Genomic DNA, 16157 nt, shown 5'->3' with positions numbered 1-16157 from the left:
GATTGTTGGTTATAAGAGAGGGTGTACAAATCATGTACACCAATGGTCACTATTTTAATGCATTATGTATCCAGTATTCATCAGCTATCTCCGAAACACGCTTTGGATCCATATTTTCATAATTTATCTTATCTATTGTATCTCTACTAAAGTCAGTTCGAAAAACCGTTTTTTCTTCTTCATTTCCGTAACTATCTGTGAAAGTTTGTGTAATATCAATTTGTGCACTTGTGACTTTTTCTTCGTTTTGAAGTTTTTCTAGAAAATCTAGTGTATCAGATTGCATTCCATATAATGCGCTTTCGGCATCCCAACTTTCGTCACCAATGATATATACATAAGCATTTCCTTCAAGAAAATTAGAAGTATCTACATTATCTTCACCAAACACGTCTTTAGCATAAAATTCGATTCGTTCCTCTAAAGTATCAGGTAATTTCTCTTCTTTGTTAGCTTCTGCTTTTTCGGAAGAATCGCTATCCAACATCGTTCCCCCTATCACAATCAAAACAACTGATACTAAAATAAGTAATAATGATTTAGTTGCTTTTTTCTCTTTTTTGATTAGTGCCTTAACAGCCATTACCAAAGCTATTATTGTACCAACCAACCCCAATAGCGTGAGTATTATTCCCATTAAAATCTCCCCCTTTATAGTTTCTTTTTCAATCTATCTAATCTTCCATTGAATCCACCTTTTGTTTTTTCGGTGAGTCCATAATCAATTGCTTTTTCGCAAATGCTAATCGCTTTTTTGGTGTCACCTTTTTTCTCATATATAATAGCAAGTCTTTGGAATGAGGGGATGCGCGGTATAGTTCCATCTTGATTATGTAATTCGCTCTTAAGATAAGAATCTTTAAAAAGGGGAAAGATTTCAATGTCTTTCCAACAGCATTCTATACACTTTGGTAATGCATCATCCCAATCATTACGCTGTTTATAATATAAATCAATTAAATGATTATAAATGAAATGAAGTTCTATAAAATCATTTTGATTATCTGATTCCGCTATTAACAAAATATTTTCTTTTTTTCGTGGATTGTCTTCATATTGTGCGTCAATCCAAGTAGTTGGATTATTATTTAGTTTGCTAATCTTTTTTGGTGTATTTCGTGGAGTCTTTTTCTTAGATAAAAAATTAAAGATACCCATATAACTCTCCTTTATTCTTCTTCTTTAAAAGCTTCCCATATTTTCTTTAATCGTTTAAGATCTTCCTCTTTATTTTTTGGAAGTTCTCTATACCATCTTTCTAATGATGGGTCATTGCGGAATGCCTCAAATTCTTCTTCATCTTTTGCTTCATCTATATATCCGGCTAGTCTTAATAATTTGATATATGGATAGTTATACGCATTAGAAATTAATCTTAATGTGTCCGGAGAAGGTTTTACAACTTTTCCAGATCTTTTGTCAAAACCTTTTTCTATAGTATCTAAGTATGTGTGACTAATCCCAATACGTTTGCTAGCTTCTCTTAAAGATTCTTTCCCTCTTAACTCTATAAGTAATTTGCCAATATCAGACATATTTCTCACTCCTGTAATACCTACTTTACAATATGTAATCAAAAAAATAAATAAATAGTTTGTTAATCTTTGTTGACATGTTTGTTATACATGTGTTACATTATGTTCATAGGAGGTGTTATACATGAATAACAAGTTAAGGGAAATCCGAATGGATATTGGTATGTCAGTATCTGAATTAGCTAGACGAGCCAACACTTCCCGACAAACAATAACGAATATTGAACTTCATGGACAAGAACCATCGGGTCTTATCATGTTATCTATAGCGAAAGCACTAAATAAAGACCCAAGGGAAATTTTTTTTACAAATGATGTTATGCAAGGTTTACAAAAACAAGCCATATAGGAGGTAATCAAATGAATCAATTAAAAGTAATTTCATTCGATGGAAAGTTAGTAACTGACAGCAGAGAAGTTGCAGAAATGACAGAGAAAAGGCATTCGGATTTAATTCGTGACATTGACAATTACAAGAACGTTTTAGATCAAAACGCAAATTTGCGTTCTGAGGATTTCTTTATAGAAAGCAACTATTCAGCTGGAACAGGAAAAAGATACAAGTGCTATCTACTAACTAGAAAAGGCTGTGACATGGTAGCCAACAAAATGACTGGTCAAAAAGGTGTGCTATTCACTGCTGAGTATGTAACAAGATTTGAAGAAATGGAAAAGCAACAACCGAAAATTCTATCAGATAAAGAGCAACTCATGGCTTCCATGAAATTATCTATTGAACACAATGAAAAGATCGAACAGCATGATGAGCGCATTACAAACCTCGAAGAAACTATGCGTATAGACGGAGCGCAAGAACACACTCTTAATAAAAAAGGTAAAAAAGTTGTTATGGAAGCACTAGGTGGTAAATCGTCACCTGCATATAAGAGCATGGCATTCAAAGTATTTTCGGCTTTTTGGAGAGATTTTAAAAACCATTTTGAAATACCTAGGTATGGCGATTTACCAAAGAAACAGTTTGAAGAAGGATTGCGCTTTATAGGCATGTGGCAACCATCGACCAGTTTAAAAATAGAAATTGATGAAACCAACAACCAACAAACGTTAGAAGGTGTTATTTAAATGATTACTAAAAAATTAACTTTAGTACTTGGTGATTGCCAAGCAGTTGTGGAAGTAGAGAAACAAGGTGATGACTTCTATATATTCACTCTTTCGGAATATGAGGTCAATACAGACAAAACAAACGACGAAGAAACACAACGCGAGGTTACTAGTGTTATAGAACTGTTTCTTGGTTCGGATGAAATTAACGAATTAATAGATTCTTTAAGGCATTTAAGAAGTGAAGGTCCACTAAGTTTTTTAAATAAATGAGGCAAAAAGAGGAGCGCATTAAAGCGCTAATAAATAGGGAGGGTCTAAGATGCCAACAAAAGTTACGTACAAAACAAGCGAGGAACACACAAAGAAACTAATGCTTAACTTTTTTAAGAAAACAAGCATTCCGCGTATTATCGCGGAACACCAAAACAAGCAGGAGGAATCAAAAACACCGAGTGGGGGTCGGTAATTACATCATAACGTATTTATTGAAACATTACTGTGCAACCCCTGCAATTGTGCGAATCCTGCACATTGAAGGAGGTGAAAATGATGGAATATGGAGCACGATTTCGGAAGATGAGAAAGCGAGCTGGTTTGTCACAAGAGGACTTGTCGGGAGTAATGCACATGTCACGGAGCAATGTATCAAGGCTAGAAAGTAATAAGCTTAAGATTTCATTCGATGATGCAATCAAATGGGCGCAAGCAACGAACTCACAAGACATGCTTATTGCATTGGTTTGCAACATAGATATAGCGAGCGCCGCCCAAATGATAGCCGATACGTTCCAAGCAGCAGGAACAATTCTGTTAGGAGGTCTTATATGAAGGAAGCAAAGGATTGCTATGTAGCTGTATACGGTTTAATCATATTGTTCTTTATCATTATTCATTACTTTTAGGAGGGGTTCTATGAATCTAGAAAAACATTTTCTGCCAGATGATATTAAACGAGCAAGTGAAGAATACTGGTGCGTCATGGATTTGCTAAGCATGATTATGAAATTAACTAACGAAGGAAATATCGCTAGAGCCAAGCATCTTTCTACTGATCTAACTAAGTCGTTACATGAATTGGAACAAATGAGTAGCAAGAAATACAAAGAAGACAAACTCCATACACTGGTGCAGGAATTAGCACAACGAGGTGTTGACGTTGAAGTAGTAAGGGTGCGTCTACATGAGCGATAAGCAAATAGATTGGACAATAAATATTATGTTTGCCGCTGTAGTAGTAGGTTTGTATTTCGCACTAATCAATAGTTAGGAGGTAAAACATGCGAGCAATAATAGATTTCAAAGGTAAGCAATATCCAGTGTTAAATATCTGGTGGAATGAAGATGGAAGCATTGCGAATTTAAGCTTCGATGATGAAAATGGCGATCTTCAAACAATTTTTAACCATAATTACGATCTTGAAAACATGGTCTCATGGGAGGAATGTTAAATGGAAAAAACAATCAAAAACCACGGATTTAGAAATGTTAAGAAAGTGTTTTCTTCAAAGGGGAAAGTTGGTTTTGTGGCAACGAATGAAATGAATAATGAAACTGATTCTATTTTGGTAACGGAAAATATGGAAGTCCTAATATGGAATAAATCAACTAGAAGTTATTTACCAACTTCTAAAGCGGTAGAAATATCATGAATCACCCAGCTGTCGAAAGAACATTGCGTACAGGCTATCCAGCAATGAACTATCGCACAAATGAATATTGCGTGGACATGCTTGGCAAAACAGTATGTACTGGCGACGACATTCTAGTCTATGAAGATTCATTTTTCTTAGTTGAAGCACTGACTGAACAATCAAAAGAAATACTTGAATTACTAGGTGCAACTTATGAAGAAGCGCAATAAAAAAGAACCCATGGCAGTGGGCTCAATAAAAAATGATCGGTGAAAATCATTAAATTATGACTTTATTATACTTCACCGATCCGATTAGGACAAGGGAGGAATAAATAATGGCCATATCATTTGTCGATGAATACAAGCTGTATCGTTATAACGGTTGTGGTGACACCAAAGCATTTGGTCTTGTAGCTGCACGAATAGCGTTAAGTGGTACACATGCGGATTTAAAGGCAGTACATGATTTATATATAGATGATCTTATTAATGACAGTCAAAATTCTATTAATCAATTGGAGGATATGAATTATGAGCGAATTACAAATGCAGTATCAGCAGTCTAACAATACAGGAGTTACAGCACAATCTTCTTCAAGTCGAGAAATGGAAGAGGTAAAGGGTCAAATATTTATGGCTCGCCAGTTCCCGAGGGATGTTTTTCAGTCTGAACAACGCATTTTGGATGCCTGTAAACGACCAGCCTTAGCAGAAGTGGCGGTTTATAGATATCCAAGAGGTGGGTCAAAAGTTGAAGGACCATCTATAAGATTAGCGGAAGTATTGGCGCAAAATTGGGGAAACCTTGCATTCGGCGTGAAGGAGTTAGAACAACGTCCTGGCGAATCTGTGGCTATGGCATATGCATGGGATTTAGAGACGAACGTGCGACAGGAAAAAGTATTTACTGTTAAGCATTCACGAAAAGCTAATGGCTCTGTTCAAAAACTTACGGATCCTCGTGATATTTATGAAATGGTAGCAAACCAAGGGGCTCGACGAGTACGCTCATGTGTCCTATCCATTATTCCTGGTGACATTACAGAAAAAGCTACAGAGGAATGTAACAGGACTTTGCAAGGAAACAACAAGGAACCTTTAAAAGAGCGTTTAGCGAATGCTCTATCAACCTTTAAAGACAAGTACCGTGTCACAAAAGAACAGATAGAAGAACACATGGGCTACAACATATCAGCATTTACTGAACGTGATTATGTTGACCTTATTAAGATATTTACATCTTTAAGAGATGGAATGAGCAAGCCTGATGACTGGTTTAAAAAAGAGGTCAAAAAAAAGCAAGAATCGAAGCTGTCAGAAGCTTTTAAGGCTGATGAAATCAAAACTATGGATAAGGAAGAAAAAGAGACAGACAAGCCTAAAACAGAGGAAGTGAAGGCTGATGACAACGAAGGAACACAACAAGAAATTGACTTCGAATAATTATTATTCTCTTGAAATGGACAGGCAATATATGTCTGTATCGCAATTTAAACGTTTTATAGAATGCGAAGCTAAGACTATGGCTTATTTGAAAGGTGAATACAAGGAGCCGACTTCCAGTGCAATGCTGGTCGGTTCCTATACACATGCAGCATTTGAAAGCGAAGAAGCATTTAATCAGTTTATAGAAGAAAATAACGGATCTATCTTTAAAAAACGTGGTGGCAAATACCAAGACTATGAACAAGCTGATTTGATGATCGAATCTTTAAAGAATGATCCCTTTGCCATGTTTGCTATGACTGGTGAAAAAGAGCAAATATATACAGCAAACTTATTCGGAGTCGACTGGAAATGCAAGATTGACAACATTAACCATCAACATCATTTTCTTTCGGATTTAAAGACTACACAGGACATTCATAAACGCTATTGGAGCGAGAAATACGATGGTTGGGTGTCGTTTATCGAGCGATGGGATTATGTGTTGCAGATGGCTATTTATCGCAAGATTATCGAACAAAATACAGGTTATCTGTATACACCTTATATCGTCGCTGTAAGCAAAGAAAAACAACCAAATAAAGCTGTCGTGTATTTTGATGAAACTCGGTTTGATTTTGAGTATGAATATACAGAAGCAAAAATGCAACGAATTATGGAAGTTAAAAACGGTGAAGTGGATCCAGTTAGCTGTGGAAAATGTGATTATTGCAAGAGTAAGAAGAAGTTAAATGGAGTAATTGAAGTTGGAGAATTGATCTATGCATAATCAATCAAATGTGCGCCTGCCCGAATGGATATTCGAACAGGCGCAGGACAAAGAGGAAATCAAAAGTCTTGTTTTAAATTATATGCGAAGGTATCCGGGTTATACCGTTTTAAAAGTTAAAGGCAAATTTGCTATTTGTGAGATTAATAGGTGAATAACAGGAGGGGTGGTGCGTGAAAGGTTATATAAAGGATTATAGGAAAGAGTTGCAAAGTGATATATGGATGATGCCACCCCTCTATCATCGGGTTTGGCAATTCCTTAAATACAAGGTGAACCATAGAGAAAATAAGGTTCCTATGCGTGATGGATCTTTTATGACAATTAAACAAGGACAACATCTAACTTCTATGAGGAAGATTGCGAATCAAGTTGGATATTATGAACAGGGTGCTTGGAAAGAACCAAACCCAAAGACAATTAAGGCTATTTTAACGTGGTTAGAGAAACAAAACATGATTTCAATAGATCACGGAGATGGTAACAGGAAATACACACTCATAACCTTGATAAATTGGGAATCATACCAAGATAAAAGCGAAGATGGTAACAGTAAATACACAGTAAGTACACAGTCGATGGATATAAACAAGAATGATAAAGAATGTATTAAGAATGAAAAAGAATTATTTAGTAGTAGTGACCATGATTTTGCGGAAGTATTTCAATTCTATCAATCGAACTTACAAAAGGGTGTTAGCGAATCACCATATAACACTGAGTTAATTAGTCAATGGTTTGATGAATGGGGTAAGGATTTACTTCTAGCCGCTATGAAAGTTGCTGCTAAAAAAGAAGCAAAGGGAGTATCTTTCGTTGAAGGTGTGCTAAAGAGATGGAAAGAGGCAGGAGTTAAAACAATAGAAGATGCACGCAAGTATCAACTGGAATTCAACTCAAATAAACCAAACTATCAAAGTAATGTTGTAAAGATACCAAATTACGAAAGTGGTGATTCTAATGCGAGAAACCATGAACGAGATTCTAAGCCAAGCGGGTATGTCAAGCTCTACAAATAAACCAGATCCTGTGAAATGTGATTTTTGCGGAAATGATAAACCTCAAACGCAAATAGAGCATCCTTTCAAAAAAGAAATGCGTTGGGTGATTTGTGCTTGTCCTTGTGAGATTGAACGCCTTGAACAATTCAAACGTGAACAGGAAGTAAAAGCAAAGCGTATTCGGATAAACAAAGTATTGAAATTAAGCAGTGCAATGGATGACATACGAACAATGACATTTGATAACTATAAAGTGCGAAAAGGCGCAGAAGATGCCCATAAGGAAATTCGTAAAGCGATTGATCACTTTGCTGATCGTGGCAAAACAGGCGTATTTATCTTTGGGGAAACAGGTAACGGTAAAAGCCATTTAACTGCAGCAGGTGGTAACGAATTAATTTCTAAAGGCTACGCAGTTATTTATATCACTGAAAAAGACTTGTTTAGTAGATTGCAAGCTACAAAGAATTTTAAAAACGAAGAAACATTTCAAGAAATTATGGGAGCTTGCTTGGATGCAGATTTATTAATTTGGGATGACTTCATGAGTAGTCAGCGATTAACGAACGAGGAGAAAGATTGGATATTCCAGATTATAAATGGTCGAGAACGTGCAAATAAGCCGATCTGGGCAACGTCAAACATCACTCCAGAGGAATTTGAAAGTGAGAGTATTGCTTACAAGTTGGATGACAAAGGACGTACTTGGTGGCGGATTATCGGAAATATGAATTGCGTTTTCAATAGGGCTACTAACTATCGTAAATCGAAGGCAATGGCTAGAGCGTTAGGTATTAGTGTTGAAGATTACGAAGCAGGAAAGAGGGGGTAACATGCAACACACAGAATGCGCCACTTGTGGCAGAAGGCTAAAGGATAAAAAGAGCATTGAACGTGGTTATGGTCCTGTCTGTTATGAAAAGCATTTGCAAGCATTGAAAGACGAAGAATTCGAAAAGAATCAAATGACTATTTATGACGTGATAGAAGGTGAATCCCATGTGTAAAACCTGCAACAACACAGGAGGAATTGCATATCGGACAAGCTGGGGCATTGAATTTAAACCATGCCCAGATAGTCACTGTGACTTTTCTCGGGATGATAGCGATATTGAACGGTTGCAGGCATGGCTGGATAGCTTGGACAGGAGTAAGTCGGCGTGAATACCGCAAGCGATAAGAATATTCCTCTACTTCCTAAGAAAGGCAATTATAGATTTATCTTGGAAGATTTGGAACTTGCTTTCAGTGAAAAACAATTAAAAAACATCGTGAGCCAATGGGAATACGGCAGAAGCATTGAAGATATTGCAGAAATCAACTCCAGGAATCCACATGAAATATTCTTAGCTCTATATGATCAAGCACGAAAAGAAAATATAAAACGTCCGTTTGCTTATCGGATTGGGAGGTCTAGGGATGGAATTTAGTGACATAAAAAAAGGAGATAAGTTCTTAATAGCACCTAACGATTACTTTATGGAAATTCTAAATTTGATAACAGAAAAAGACCAATTAAAAGGGTTTTCTGTAAGAGTACACAGTCCAGATAACGAGGTATTTATAGATGAATTAACACAAGATAAATTCAAAAGTATAGAAAACCACTTATTCAAATTACCAGAAGTTAAGGAGGGCTAGGGATGGTACCAGCAATAGCATTTAAGAACAAAGATAAAACAGAACGTTACTTGTCGAATGGACCAGATGCAGGTGATTGGTCAGACGAAGATTTAGACGTAGCACATGAATCATTAGAGGATGCATTCTTGATTGTTAGAGAAGATCATTCAATGCCTACTGATGAAGATGTGGAAGCCCTTTTAGAAGAGTCTAAAGCATACAAAAAATTCATGATAGATAAGTTTGGCGATGATGCACTAATAAGTTTCGATGTAGAAAAATGGTTGGAACACTATGAACCAGTATTAGTGGAACTTACGGAAGAACAATACACAGCTTCAAAAGAATGGAGCTAGGAGGTCTAGGGATGGATAACAGAAAGATAGATAGGTTAGTTGCAGTAAACAAGATCATTAATGAAATTGCTACTAGAGGTCGGAAATTCTTCTACACAAAAAATAAAGGTACTTCTTACTTTTATCTTGCTGGAGACAAAAGAAAACGTCTTTGGTTCTGGGATAAATACGCTGGGAAAGTAAATCCTTATCAAGTTTATGACAAGTGTTCAGAAGGCGGTACATTGTGGGCTTTGATTAAGGATTTCAAAGAATTTATTTTAACTGGCAATCATACGAACGGAAACAATGGCTACGGTGGCTTGTATTGTCCTCATTGGGGTTATCCAGAGGAAGACATGAAAGCTATAAGGGCAGTTGCTAAAGAGGTCGGATTTTTGAAAGGGGAAGCCAATGGATAAACGCTTGGAAAGTTATGATTTTACAACTGGAATGTTAATAGATTCTGTTGTGGATGATTTAAAGGACGGATCAATAGATTCGAAGGAGTACGTAAGAGAGCATTTTTCGTTAGAAGAACGTTTCGAAACATTATCAGAGCAGCATGATAAAGCATTAGCGGAAAATGAGCGCTACAAACAGATAACAAAAGATTTAAGGAAGCTGTGTGACGATTACCGAAATGGCTATGTAGGCGAAATTACAGATTCGTTTTTGGTTGACCGAATAACCGAAACTTTGAAAGGAGAAAACAATGGATAACATATGCGAATCACATGGGCGTTTAAGGTGTAGCGAGTGTGCTTATGTGATTGAACTAGAAGAACGTGTGAAAGAGTTAGAGAAAGATAATAAGCGATTGAGCGACTTGAATCATTACAATAATTTACCAGCCATGAAGTCAATGGTTGAAGAGATTGAACAATATAAACAGATTTTGGAGTTTTATGCGGATGAGGATAACTATTTTAGACGAGTGATTCCACCAGTTATTGAATCAGAAGTAGTACAAGATAAGGGAGAAAAAGCACGTAAAGCATTGAAAGGAGAATCGGAATGAAAACAATTGTATTCATTCCCAAAACAGGCGTATTAAAACTGTGCCCGTTTTGTGGAGGGTCTGCAACAATATCTGTCAGCGACGATGAAGGGAACGACAAGAGCGAAGAATATGAAAGTGATCCATGGTCTGGGCTGTCATTTAAAATAAAGCACGATCACGAGAAAAATAAAGACTGTCCGATTGCAAAGTACGAAGAAGAGTCTATGGGGGTTTATCTTTACGATAGTCGAGAAGAAGCAATAAAAGCGTGGAATACTCGGATGAAAGGAGTAGAGGGATGAAATGTCCTAAATGCGAAGTCGGTGAACTAATACTCTACAAAGAAACAGAATCTGTGTATAACTATAAATTAACCCAAAAAAATAAAATCTATAAACGACCATTTAGTGTTATCGAGCATGACACAGAAAAGGATTTTTTGGAATGTGATAATGACGACTGTCAACAGTGGTTTGACTATGAGTTAGATCATCACGGCAGAATCATTAAAAATTTATTGACAAAACGGTCCAGTTTATAAATAAAACAAATAATGAGAGGTGGAAATAAAATGAAAGTAGTTGAATTAGAAATTATAAAATCTTATAAAGCAAAGGTTGTAGTAGATTCAGATGAAAATGTAATTGCGCAAGCTGCGGAAAAAGCGGACAACATGGATCATAATCATTGGGAATATCGAGATACAGAATTTAATGAAATTAGCGTTACAGATGTTCCGGATAATTTTACGAGGGAGCATATAACTCTTTTAGAATGTGGCTATCCATATGGAATAGTTAAAAAATACTCAAAAGAAGATGCAGAAGGGGAACTTGAAGCAATCGATTTTTATTAAATAAACCACCCTCCCTTAATGGGAGGAAAAGGAGGAAATGGAATGAGAGAAATTAAGTTTAGAGCTTGGAATAAAGATCAAGAGATAATGTGTTACGACGACGAGGATCGAACAAAGGAATATATGGACGGAATTCTATCGACTCGTATAGGTTTAATTAATAGTTGGCTATCTACGCCAGAGTACGAATTTGATTATCGATCACTATATGAAGTTATGCAATACACAGGATTGAAAGATAAGAACGGCAAGGAGATTTATGAGGGTGACTTAATTACGCTTACCGATCCTTACATTAACCAAGAAGCAATAGGCGTTGCCAAGATTGTCTTTTCTTATGATTATGTTGGCGGTTGGGTAGCTGAAGCAAATTACCGTCATTTAAACATAGGAACAAGAACGCATATGATAAGTGTTGTCGGAAACATATACGAGAATCCAGAACTACTAGAAGGCGTAACGTCAAAGGAGGAAATGACGTGAAAGCATACCAAACCGAGGAACAAAGTAAAACAGCACATGTCATAGACCAATTAGCCAAGTTTGATTATTACGATGTGAAAGGCAAGTCTTACGAAGAATTAAGGCATAAATTAGCCGTTTTAAGAGCAATGAATGTTGAAGATAAATCACCTCATGCTGGGTGGTTTTAAGGAGGGGTAGAGTGATACAGAAACATTATGATGACGGACAGGATCATATTCACGTTTTAAGTTTCGGTGGCGGAACTCAATCAAGTGCATTACTGCTCATGGCTTTAAAAGGAGAAATAAACGGAGTAATACCAGACTATATTATCTTTTCTGATACTGGTTGGGAACCGCAATATGTTTATGACTGGGTAGATAAACTAAATAAAATATGCATACAGCATAACCAAGAAATTATATTTGCCAGTAACGGAAATATTCGAACTGACATATTAGAATCTATCTCTAATAATAAAAGATTTGCTAGTCTACCTTTCTTTACAAAAGATGCAGAAGGAAAAATAGGAATGGCTAGAAGGCAATGCACAAACGAATATAAGATTGTTCCTATTAGAAGAAAAATAAGAGAATTACTTGGTTATAAAAAAGGCGAAAGAGTAAAAGAAGTTGTTCACGTTTGGAAAGGTATTAGTACTGATGAAGTTCAACGTGTTAAGCCTATGAGGGAAAAATGGCAAATTGCAGAGCATCCATTAATTGAAGTGGTAAACATGGATAGAACGGCTTGTATTTCTTATGTAGAACGACAAGGATTAGGCACACCAGCAAAAAGCAGCTGTATAGGATGTCCATTTCATGATGACGGTTTGTGGCGGGATATGAAAAAGAATGATCCAAAAAGTTTTAAAGATGCTGTTTATATCGATAGAAAAATTAAGGATTTACCAAGATTTAAAGGGCAAGCTTACCTGCATAGGTCTGGCAAGCCTCTAGATGAAGTGGATTTTCAAGAGAATCAAATGGAAATCTTTGATTTTATTAACGAATGCGAAGGAATGTGTGGAGTTTAAGGAGGTCAAACAATGAAAGCTTGGCACACTCAAGATATTAACGGAGAAATGCAAGAAATTGTGTTCGCAGAAACTAGAGCAAAAGCGATATATCAAAGTGAAGCTTACGGGTGGACTGATTATATTAACGTGAGAATTAAAAGAGCGAGATACGCTGATGGTTTAGAAGGAAACCCCAAACAATTAAAACAGAGTATGTTAGAAAACGGATGGTGGTTTGAGTGTGATAGTTGTTTGACACATGTAGATATCGAAAATTTAATAAATCAACCAATTGTAACCAATAACGGAAAGGTAATGTGTGATACGTGTTTCAATAAAAAAATCAATCGGAGGTCAAACAATGAATTTAAATAAATTATTCCCCATTCAAAAGGAATTAGATACAAGGATAGAAAGAGAAAAAGGTCTGGAAGGACAGGACTTGCTAGATAAAAAGATACTAGCTCTACAAGTTGAATTAGGAGAGTTAGCTAATGAATGGCGTGGGTTTAAGTTTTGGAGTAAGGATCAAGAGCCAAGAAACAACGTTCCGTTTAATGTGTATGGACTCTTCGAGGGGCAAGAAGAACCAGATATTGAATATAAAAACCTTCTCCTAGAAGAATACGTAGACTGTCTGCATTTTATATTGAGTATTGGGTTGGAAAAAGAATTTGAGAACCGTGTCATTTTAGATTCGGTAACTGACCAAGAATCAAATATCAATCACCAATTCAATGTGTTATTTGACAAAGTTGGAGACTTTTATTCATATGAAACAATCGGCAATTACGTTGCTATTGTGGCGTTATTCCTAGGATTAGGCGAAATGCTAGGTTTTACTTGGGAACAGATCGAACAAGCCTATCTTGATAAAAACAAAGTGAACCATGAAAGGCAAGCAAATGGGTATTGAAACATTATACAAACACCGAGAAGGTCAAACATTAGTCGTTGCTGGGCACTTGTCAAAATATGAAATAAAAGCACTTATCAATAATGGCTGGAGATTCGAGGAACCAATGGTCAATAAACATGGGATAAAAGTTAGTTAGGGGGATTGGGATGAATGAAGAAACAGTAAGAACATTATCCAAAGTATTATCTAGAAATGCAGAGATATACGCTGAAAATATTCGTTCGAAAATAAGTAAACTAAGGAGTATGAGGAGTGATTGCATGAGTGAATGGCTTACTGCTGGCGAAATGATGAATAGCTTAAAAGTTAGAGAGATCGCCATTAGTAAAGAATCAAATATAAAAATAACTAAAGCTTTAAATGGAAATTTAGAATATGTGGATTATCCGCAAGGTGTAGTAGCAATGGAGCCGAAAATTCTTAATGCATTGTGGAGGATTGAACCCAACTATGTAAGCTTTGATGAAGCTATGAGTGCAAGAAGAAATGATGGAAAACAGGTATATTTTATTGATCCAGCAGATGGATCTCAGCTGGAATTAAAAGGCACAGACCCATTGTCATATTTTGGTCGGTTCAGCTGGGAAGAATTATTTAACGGAAATTGGTTGATTCAGAATGCTTGAATTTACGATACCAGGTAAGCCAGTACCAGCTGTGAGAATGACACAAAAGAGTATGTACAAGAACAAATATGCACAGCGTTATCTGGCATATAAAAAGCAGGTTGGGTGGATTGCTAAGCAGCACATGAAGGATAAGCCTATTGAGGGGCATGTAGGCGTTAAATTAACACATTATATACATGGAAATAGAGCTGATATAGATAATCTGTTTAAAGGCGTTACTGATGCTCTCAATAAGATCGTATACAAGGATGATCGGCAAGTTAAACAGATGGAATCACGAATCATTCCATGTGAAAAGGAAGAACAACGGACAAAAATAGTAATCTATGAATTAGATCAGCTGGGGAATATAGCAAATTAGAACGTACGTGTCGATTCTGGGCGTTTTTATAACAGGCTAATAGTTTTACTCATTTAATTAATAGAAACGCTCAGATTGGCTCTATTTTAAAATGTGGGGGTTAGGTCATGAATAAAGAAGCAAACAAGAAAATGAATGAACACTATGCAGACGTAGAATTATCAGAAGATGCAGTCTTAGTAGTAAAGAATGGTGAACTAAGAAAATATCCAAAGCCAGATAGTGGTTTCGGCAAGCATGTTATCAATTGGAATGATGGTAAAATTGTAAATGAAGAAGTACGCTACACTTTGAAATAGTACAGAAGGGGTTGTAAAAGTGACCGAGCAAGAGATACTTGATTTGATCGAGAAAAAAATCACCTATTATCGAAAAGTATATAGACTTTTCGATTTAAAAAATGAACATTCAGCTGGAGCGTTAGAGGCATTAATGACTCTGAGTGTTGAGATCAAAGAAGAAAATGAGAAGGAAAAATAAATAAGCTACTGGAACAACCAGGGCACTGAATGACAGCTATATGCTGACGTTTGGTGTCCTTTTTTACTACAGAATCATCGTTGCAACCAAATTGCCTAAAAACGGATTATTTTGCAACCGAGTGGGAGGAATCAATATGATATTAGCATTTCAAATTATTGGATTAATTATTATTGTTGTTAGCTTCTTAGGACTAGTCGGAGAGAAAGAAGATAAAAAATTACAAGAGAATATGGCTTTCGTATGTACAATCATTATTCAAAGTGGGGGTCGGTTGGAATGAAAACATGGGCGGACAAATTAATAGGCGAGTACAAAGTGGGACGCGAGGGCTTAACAACGAAAAAAAACAAATTGGATCCAGAGATACTAGAGGATAAACAAGATAGGAAACAGATTAACAGCATGTTCAATGATATGTCGTATTCTATCGAGTGGATGGAATCAGGGAGGCAACCAGGATTATATCGTGGCGTTGATAAAAAGAATGCTTATAGGAAAAAGCAATATGATGAAATTGAAATTATTCCAGATATTGCAGAACAACTAGAGCGAGAGCCTTTGTATATGGATCAAGAGCAAAGACAAGCATTGATACGATTGTTTAGAAATTTGTCTGATAGAGAACGCCAGTGTTACATCATGTATGAAGCAGAGCAATTGAGCATGCAGAAGATTGCTGACGTATTAGGAATAAAGAAAAGAACTGTGCAACAATATATCGAACGAGCTAGGGGAAAAGTTGAAAAAATTGCTTCATGACGTACGATTTGACGTACGAAGTTCTGATAATTGATAGGGCTGTTATATAGTTCTCTTGCTATATGCGGTAGTAGCCCGAGAAATACCTTACGGTATTAGCACACTCTTTATAAGGAGGTGTTGCAAAAGAAATCGGTTATGTATTTACGCTCATTGATTACCTGGGGTCAGTGAGTGATCGGTTACGATATATTGTACTAGGATATGTAAATGATTTGGGCATCCGAGTTTAACGAGGGCTTGGGTGCTATTTT

39 protein-coding genes are annotated in these 16157 nt (G+C 36.3%); 36 read left to right on the top strand and 3 right to left on the bottom strand.

Going from position 1 to position 16157, the window contains the following annotated elements:
* Positions 1–49 precede the first annotated feature (49 nt).
* From D9782_RS19885 to D9782_RS19875, 3 genes are read right to left on the bottom strand one after another with little or no spacing between them, the layout of a single operon-like run.
* Positions 50–637 (bottom strand): hypothetical protein, encoded by a 588-nt coding sequence (locus D9782_RS19885; protein WP_121605556.1) that lies wholly within the window; start codon positions 635–637, stop codon positions 50–52.
* Between the two features lie 14 nt (positions 638–651).
* On the bottom strand, positions 652–1158 hold the full coding sequence (locus D9782_RS19880; RefSeq protein ID WP_121605555.1) for a tetratricopeptide repeat protein: 507 nt from the start codon (positions 1156–1158) through the stop codon (positions 652–654).
* Positions 1159–1169: 11 nt separating this feature from the next.
* Positions 1170–1535 (bottom strand): helix-turn-helix domain-containing protein, encoded by a 366-nt coding sequence (locus tag D9782_RS19875; RefSeq protein WP_121605554.1) that lies wholly within the window; start codon positions 1533–1535, stop codon positions 1170–1172.
* Between the two features lie 124 nt (positions 1536–1659).
* Here D9782_RS19875 and D9782_RS19870 point away from each other — a divergent pair, with 124 nt between their 5' ends.
* The 36 genes from D9782_RS19870 to D9782_RS19730 all read left to right on the top strand — a co-directional run bounded on the left by D9782_RS19870 (position 1660) and on the right by D9782_RS19730 (position 15903).
* Positions 1660–1884, top strand: coding sequence for a helix-turn-helix transcriptional regulator (locus tag D9782_RS19870; RefSeq protein WP_121605553.1), 225 nt, complete (start codon positions 1660–1662; stop codon positions 1882–1884).
* Between the two features lie 11 nt (positions 1885–1895).
* Positions 1896–2618, top strand: coding sequence for an ORF6C domain-containing protein (locus D9782_RS19865; RefSeq protein ID WP_121605552.1), 723 nt, complete (start codon positions 1896–1898; stop codon positions 2616–2618).
* Entirely contained in the window at positions 2619–2873 is a 255-nt protein-coding gene (locus tag D9782_RS19860; protein WP_121605551.1) for a hypothetical protein, read from the top strand.
* A 49-nt stretch (positions 2874–2922) separates the two neighbouring features.
* Positions 2923–3069: a hypothetical protein gene (locus D9782_RS23195; RefSeq protein WP_162986470.1), complete on the top strand. Its 147-nt coding sequence runs from the start codon at positions 2923–2925 to the stop codon at positions 3067–3069.
* Between the two features lie 83 nt (positions 3070–3152).
* Positions 3153–3431: a helix-turn-helix domain-containing protein gene (locus tag D9782_RS19855; RefSeq protein ID WP_162986469.1), complete on the top strand. Its 279-nt coding sequence runs from the start codon at positions 3153–3155 to the stop codon at positions 3429–3431.
* Positions 3432–3515: 84 nt separating this feature from the next.
* On the top strand, positions 3516–3794 hold the full coding sequence (locus D9782_RS19850) for a hypothetical protein (RefSeq protein WP_121605549.1): 279 nt from the start codon (positions 3516–3518) through the stop codon (positions 3792–3794).
* 86 nt (positions 3795–3880) lie between these two features.
* The gene (locus D9782_RS23190; protein ID WP_162986468.1) at positions 3881–4051 is read left to right on the top strand and encodes a hypothetical protein; all 171 of its coding nucleotides are present in this window, start codon (positions 3881–3883) and stop codon (positions 4049–4051) included.
* Positions 4052–4252 carry a hypothetical protein gene (locus D9782_RS19845; RefSeq protein WP_121605421.1) on the top strand — a complete coding sequence of 67 codons (201 nt, stop codon included), beginning with the start codon at positions 4052–4054 and terminating at the stop codon, positions 4250–4252. It begins immediately after the preceding gene.
* A complete protein-coding gene (locus D9782_RS19840) occupies positions 4249–4464 on the top strand; it encodes a hypothetical protein (protein WP_121605420.1) in 216 nt (71 codons plus the stop codon). The genes D9782_RS19845 and D9782_RS19840 overlap by 4 nt, the downstream gene beginning before the upstream one ends.
* A 107-nt stretch (positions 4465–4571) precedes the next feature.
* On the top strand, positions 4572–4802 hold the full coding sequence (locus D9782_RS19835; RefSeq protein ID WP_121605548.1) for a hypothetical protein: 231 nt from the start codon (positions 4572–4574) through the stop codon (positions 4800–4802).
* Positions 4768–5679 (top strand): hypothetical protein, encoded by a 912-nt coding sequence (locus tag D9782_RS19830; RefSeq protein WP_121605547.1) that lies wholly within the window; start codon positions 4768–4770, stop codon positions 5677–5679. Before D9782_RS19835 ends, D9782_RS19830 begins: the two co-directional genes overlap by 35 nt.
* Positions 5639–6451, top strand: coding sequence for a PD-(D/E)XK nuclease-like domain-containing protein (locus D9782_RS19825; protein ID WP_240455759.1), 813 nt, complete (start codon positions 5639–5641; stop codon positions 6449–6451). Before D9782_RS19830 ends, D9782_RS19825 begins: the two co-directional genes overlap by 41 nt.
* A 173-nt stretch (positions 6452–6624) precedes the next feature.
* A complete protein-coding gene (locus D9782_RS23680; RefSeq protein WP_240455758.1) occupies positions 6625–7470 on the top strand; it encodes a DnaD domain-containing protein in 846 nt (281 codons plus the stop codon).
* On the top strand, positions 7412–8284 hold the full coding sequence (locus D9782_RS19815; RefSeq protein ID WP_240455752.1) for an ATP-binding protein: 873 nt from the start codon (positions 7412–7414) through the stop codon (positions 8282–8284). Before D9782_RS23680 ends, D9782_RS19815 begins: the two co-directional genes overlap by 59 nt.
* Before the next feature lies 1 nt (position 8285).
* Entirely contained in the window at positions 8286–8459 is a 174-nt protein-coding gene (locus D9782_RS23185; protein WP_162986467.1) for a DUF6011 domain-containing protein, read from the top strand.
* Positions 8460–8612: 153 nt separating this feature from the next.
* The gene (locus D9782_RS19810) at positions 8613–8882 is read left to right on the top strand and encodes a hypothetical protein (protein ID WP_121605546.1); all 270 of its coding nucleotides are present in this window, start codon (positions 8613–8615) and stop codon (positions 8880–8882) included.
* Entirely contained in the window at positions 8872–9093 is a 222-nt protein-coding gene (locus D9782_RS19805) for a hypothetical protein (RefSeq protein WP_121605545.1), read from the top strand. The genes D9782_RS19810 and D9782_RS19805 overlap by 11 nt, the downstream gene beginning before the upstream one ends.
* Positions 9094–9095: 2 nt before the next feature.
* Positions 9096–9431, top strand: a complete 336-nt coding sequence (locus D9782_RS19800) for a hypothetical protein (RefSeq protein ID WP_121605544.1) — start codon at positions 9096–9098, stop codon at positions 9429–9431.
* 11 nt (positions 9432–9442) lie between these two features.
* On the top strand, positions 9443–9832 hold the full coding sequence (locus D9782_RS19795; RefSeq protein ID WP_121605543.1) for a hypothetical protein: 390 nt from the start codon (positions 9443–9445) through the stop codon (positions 9830–9832).
* The gene (locus tag D9782_RS19790; protein WP_121605542.1) at positions 9825–10133 is read left to right on the top strand and encodes a HalX domain-containing protein; all 309 of its coding nucleotides are present in this window, start codon (positions 9825–9827) and stop codon (positions 10131–10133) included. Before D9782_RS19795 ends, D9782_RS19790 begins: the two co-directional genes overlap by 8 nt.
* On the top strand, positions 10126–10431 hold the full coding sequence (locus D9782_RS19785) for a hypothetical protein (RefSeq protein WP_121605541.1): 306 nt from the start codon (positions 10126–10128) through the stop codon (positions 10429–10431). Before D9782_RS19790 ends, D9782_RS19785 begins: the two co-directional genes overlap by 8 nt.
* The gene (locus D9782_RS19780) at positions 10428–10715 is read left to right on the top strand and encodes a hypothetical protein (RefSeq protein WP_205601742.1); all 288 of its coding nucleotides are present in this window, start codon (positions 10428–10430) and stop codon (positions 10713–10715) included. The genes D9782_RS19785 and D9782_RS19780 overlap by 4 nt, the downstream gene beginning before the upstream one ends.
* Positions 10712–10954 (top strand): hypothetical protein, encoded by a 243-nt coding sequence (locus D9782_RS19775; RefSeq protein WP_121605540.1) that lies wholly within the window; start codon positions 10712–10714, stop codon positions 10952–10954. The genes D9782_RS19780 and D9782_RS19775 overlap by 4 nt, the downstream gene beginning before the upstream one ends.
* Positions 10955–10984: 30 nt before the next feature.
* The gene (locus tag D9782_RS19770) at positions 10985–11269 is read left to right on the top strand and encodes a hypothetical protein (RefSeq protein ID WP_121605539.1); all 285 of its coding nucleotides are present in this window, start codon (positions 10985–10987) and stop codon (positions 11267–11269) included.
* Positions 11270–11311: 42 nt separating this feature from the next.
* Positions 11312–11752: a YopX family protein gene (locus tag D9782_RS19765; protein WP_162986466.1), complete on the top strand. Its 441-nt coding sequence runs from the start codon at positions 11312–11314 to the stop codon at positions 11750–11752.
* Positions 11749–11922, top strand: coding sequence for a hypothetical protein (locus D9782_RS23180; RefSeq protein WP_162986465.1), 174 nt, complete (start codon positions 11749–11751; stop codon positions 11920–11922). The genes D9782_RS19765 and D9782_RS23180 overlap by 4 nt, the downstream gene beginning before the upstream one ends.
* 11 nt (positions 11923–11933) lie before the next feature.
* Positions 11934–12770, top strand: a complete 837-nt coding sequence (locus D9782_RS19760) for a phosphoadenosine phosphosulfate reductase domain-containing protein (RefSeq protein ID WP_121605537.1) — start codon at positions 11934–11936, stop codon at positions 12768–12770.
* Between the two features lie 12 nt (positions 12771–12782).
* Positions 12783–13127, top strand: coding sequence for a hypothetical protein (locus tag D9782_RS19755; RefSeq protein ID WP_121605536.1), 345 nt, complete (start codon positions 12783–12785; stop codon positions 13125–13127).
* Positions 13114–13668 carry a dUTP diphosphatase gene (locus D9782_RS19750; RefSeq protein WP_121605535.1) on the top strand — a complete coding sequence of 185 codons (555 nt, stop codon included), beginning with the start codon at positions 13114–13116 and terminating at the stop codon, positions 13666–13668. Before D9782_RS19755 ends, D9782_RS19750 begins: the two co-directional genes overlap by 14 nt.
* Positions 13658–13807: a hypothetical protein gene (locus D9782_RS23175; RefSeq protein WP_162986464.1), complete on the top strand. Its 150-nt coding sequence runs from the start codon at positions 13658–13660 to the stop codon at positions 13805–13807. The genes D9782_RS19750 and D9782_RS23175 overlap by 11 nt, the downstream gene beginning before the upstream one ends.
* Before the next feature lie 10 nt (positions 13808–13817).
* The gene (locus tag D9782_RS19745; RefSeq protein WP_121605534.1) at positions 13818–14297 is read left to right on the top strand and encodes a hypothetical protein; all 480 of its coding nucleotides are present in this window, start codon (positions 13818–13820) and stop codon (positions 14295–14297) included.
* Complete coding sequence (locus D9782_RS19740) at positions 14290–14661, top strand: RusA family crossover junction endodeoxyribonuclease (RefSeq protein WP_121605533.1); 372 nt, start codon at positions 14290–14292, stop codon at positions 14659–14661. The genes D9782_RS19745 and D9782_RS19740 overlap by 8 nt, the downstream gene beginning before the upstream one ends.
* A gap of 107 nt (positions 14662–14768) precedes the next feature.
* On the top strand, positions 14769–14960 hold the full coding sequence (locus D9782_RS19735) for a DUF3954 domain-containing protein (protein ID WP_121605532.1): 192 nt from the start codon (positions 14769–14771) through the stop codon (positions 14958–14960).
* Between the two features lie 19 nt (positions 14961–14979).
* Positions 14980–15141 carry a hypothetical protein gene (locus D9782_RS23170; protein ID WP_162986463.1) on the top strand — a complete coding sequence of 54 codons (162 nt, stop codon included), beginning with the start codon at positions 14980–14982 and terminating at the stop codon, positions 15139–15141.
* A gap of 136 nt (positions 15142–15277) precedes the next feature.
* Positions 15278–15424, top strand: a complete 147-nt coding sequence (locus tag D9782_RS23165) for a hypothetical protein (protein WP_162986462.1) — start codon at positions 15278–15280, stop codon at positions 15422–15424.
* On the top strand, positions 15421–15903 hold the full coding sequence (locus tag D9782_RS19730) for a sigma factor-like helix-turn-helix DNA-binding protein (protein ID WP_162986461.1): 483 nt from the start codon (positions 15421–15423) through the stop codon (positions 15901–15903). Before D9782_RS23165 ends, D9782_RS19730 begins: the two co-directional genes overlap by 4 nt.
* Positions 15904–16157 lie beyond the last annotated feature (254 nt).

Source organism: Virgibacillus sp. Bac332, from assembly GCF_003667785.1.
Classification (GTDB): domain Bacteria; phylum Bacillota; class Bacilli; order Bacillales; family Amphibacillaceae; genus Virgibacillus; species Virgibacillus salarius.
The sequence above is the reverse complement of the archived record's forward strand: the minus strand, read 5'-3'. Positions and strand labels throughout refer to the sequence as shown.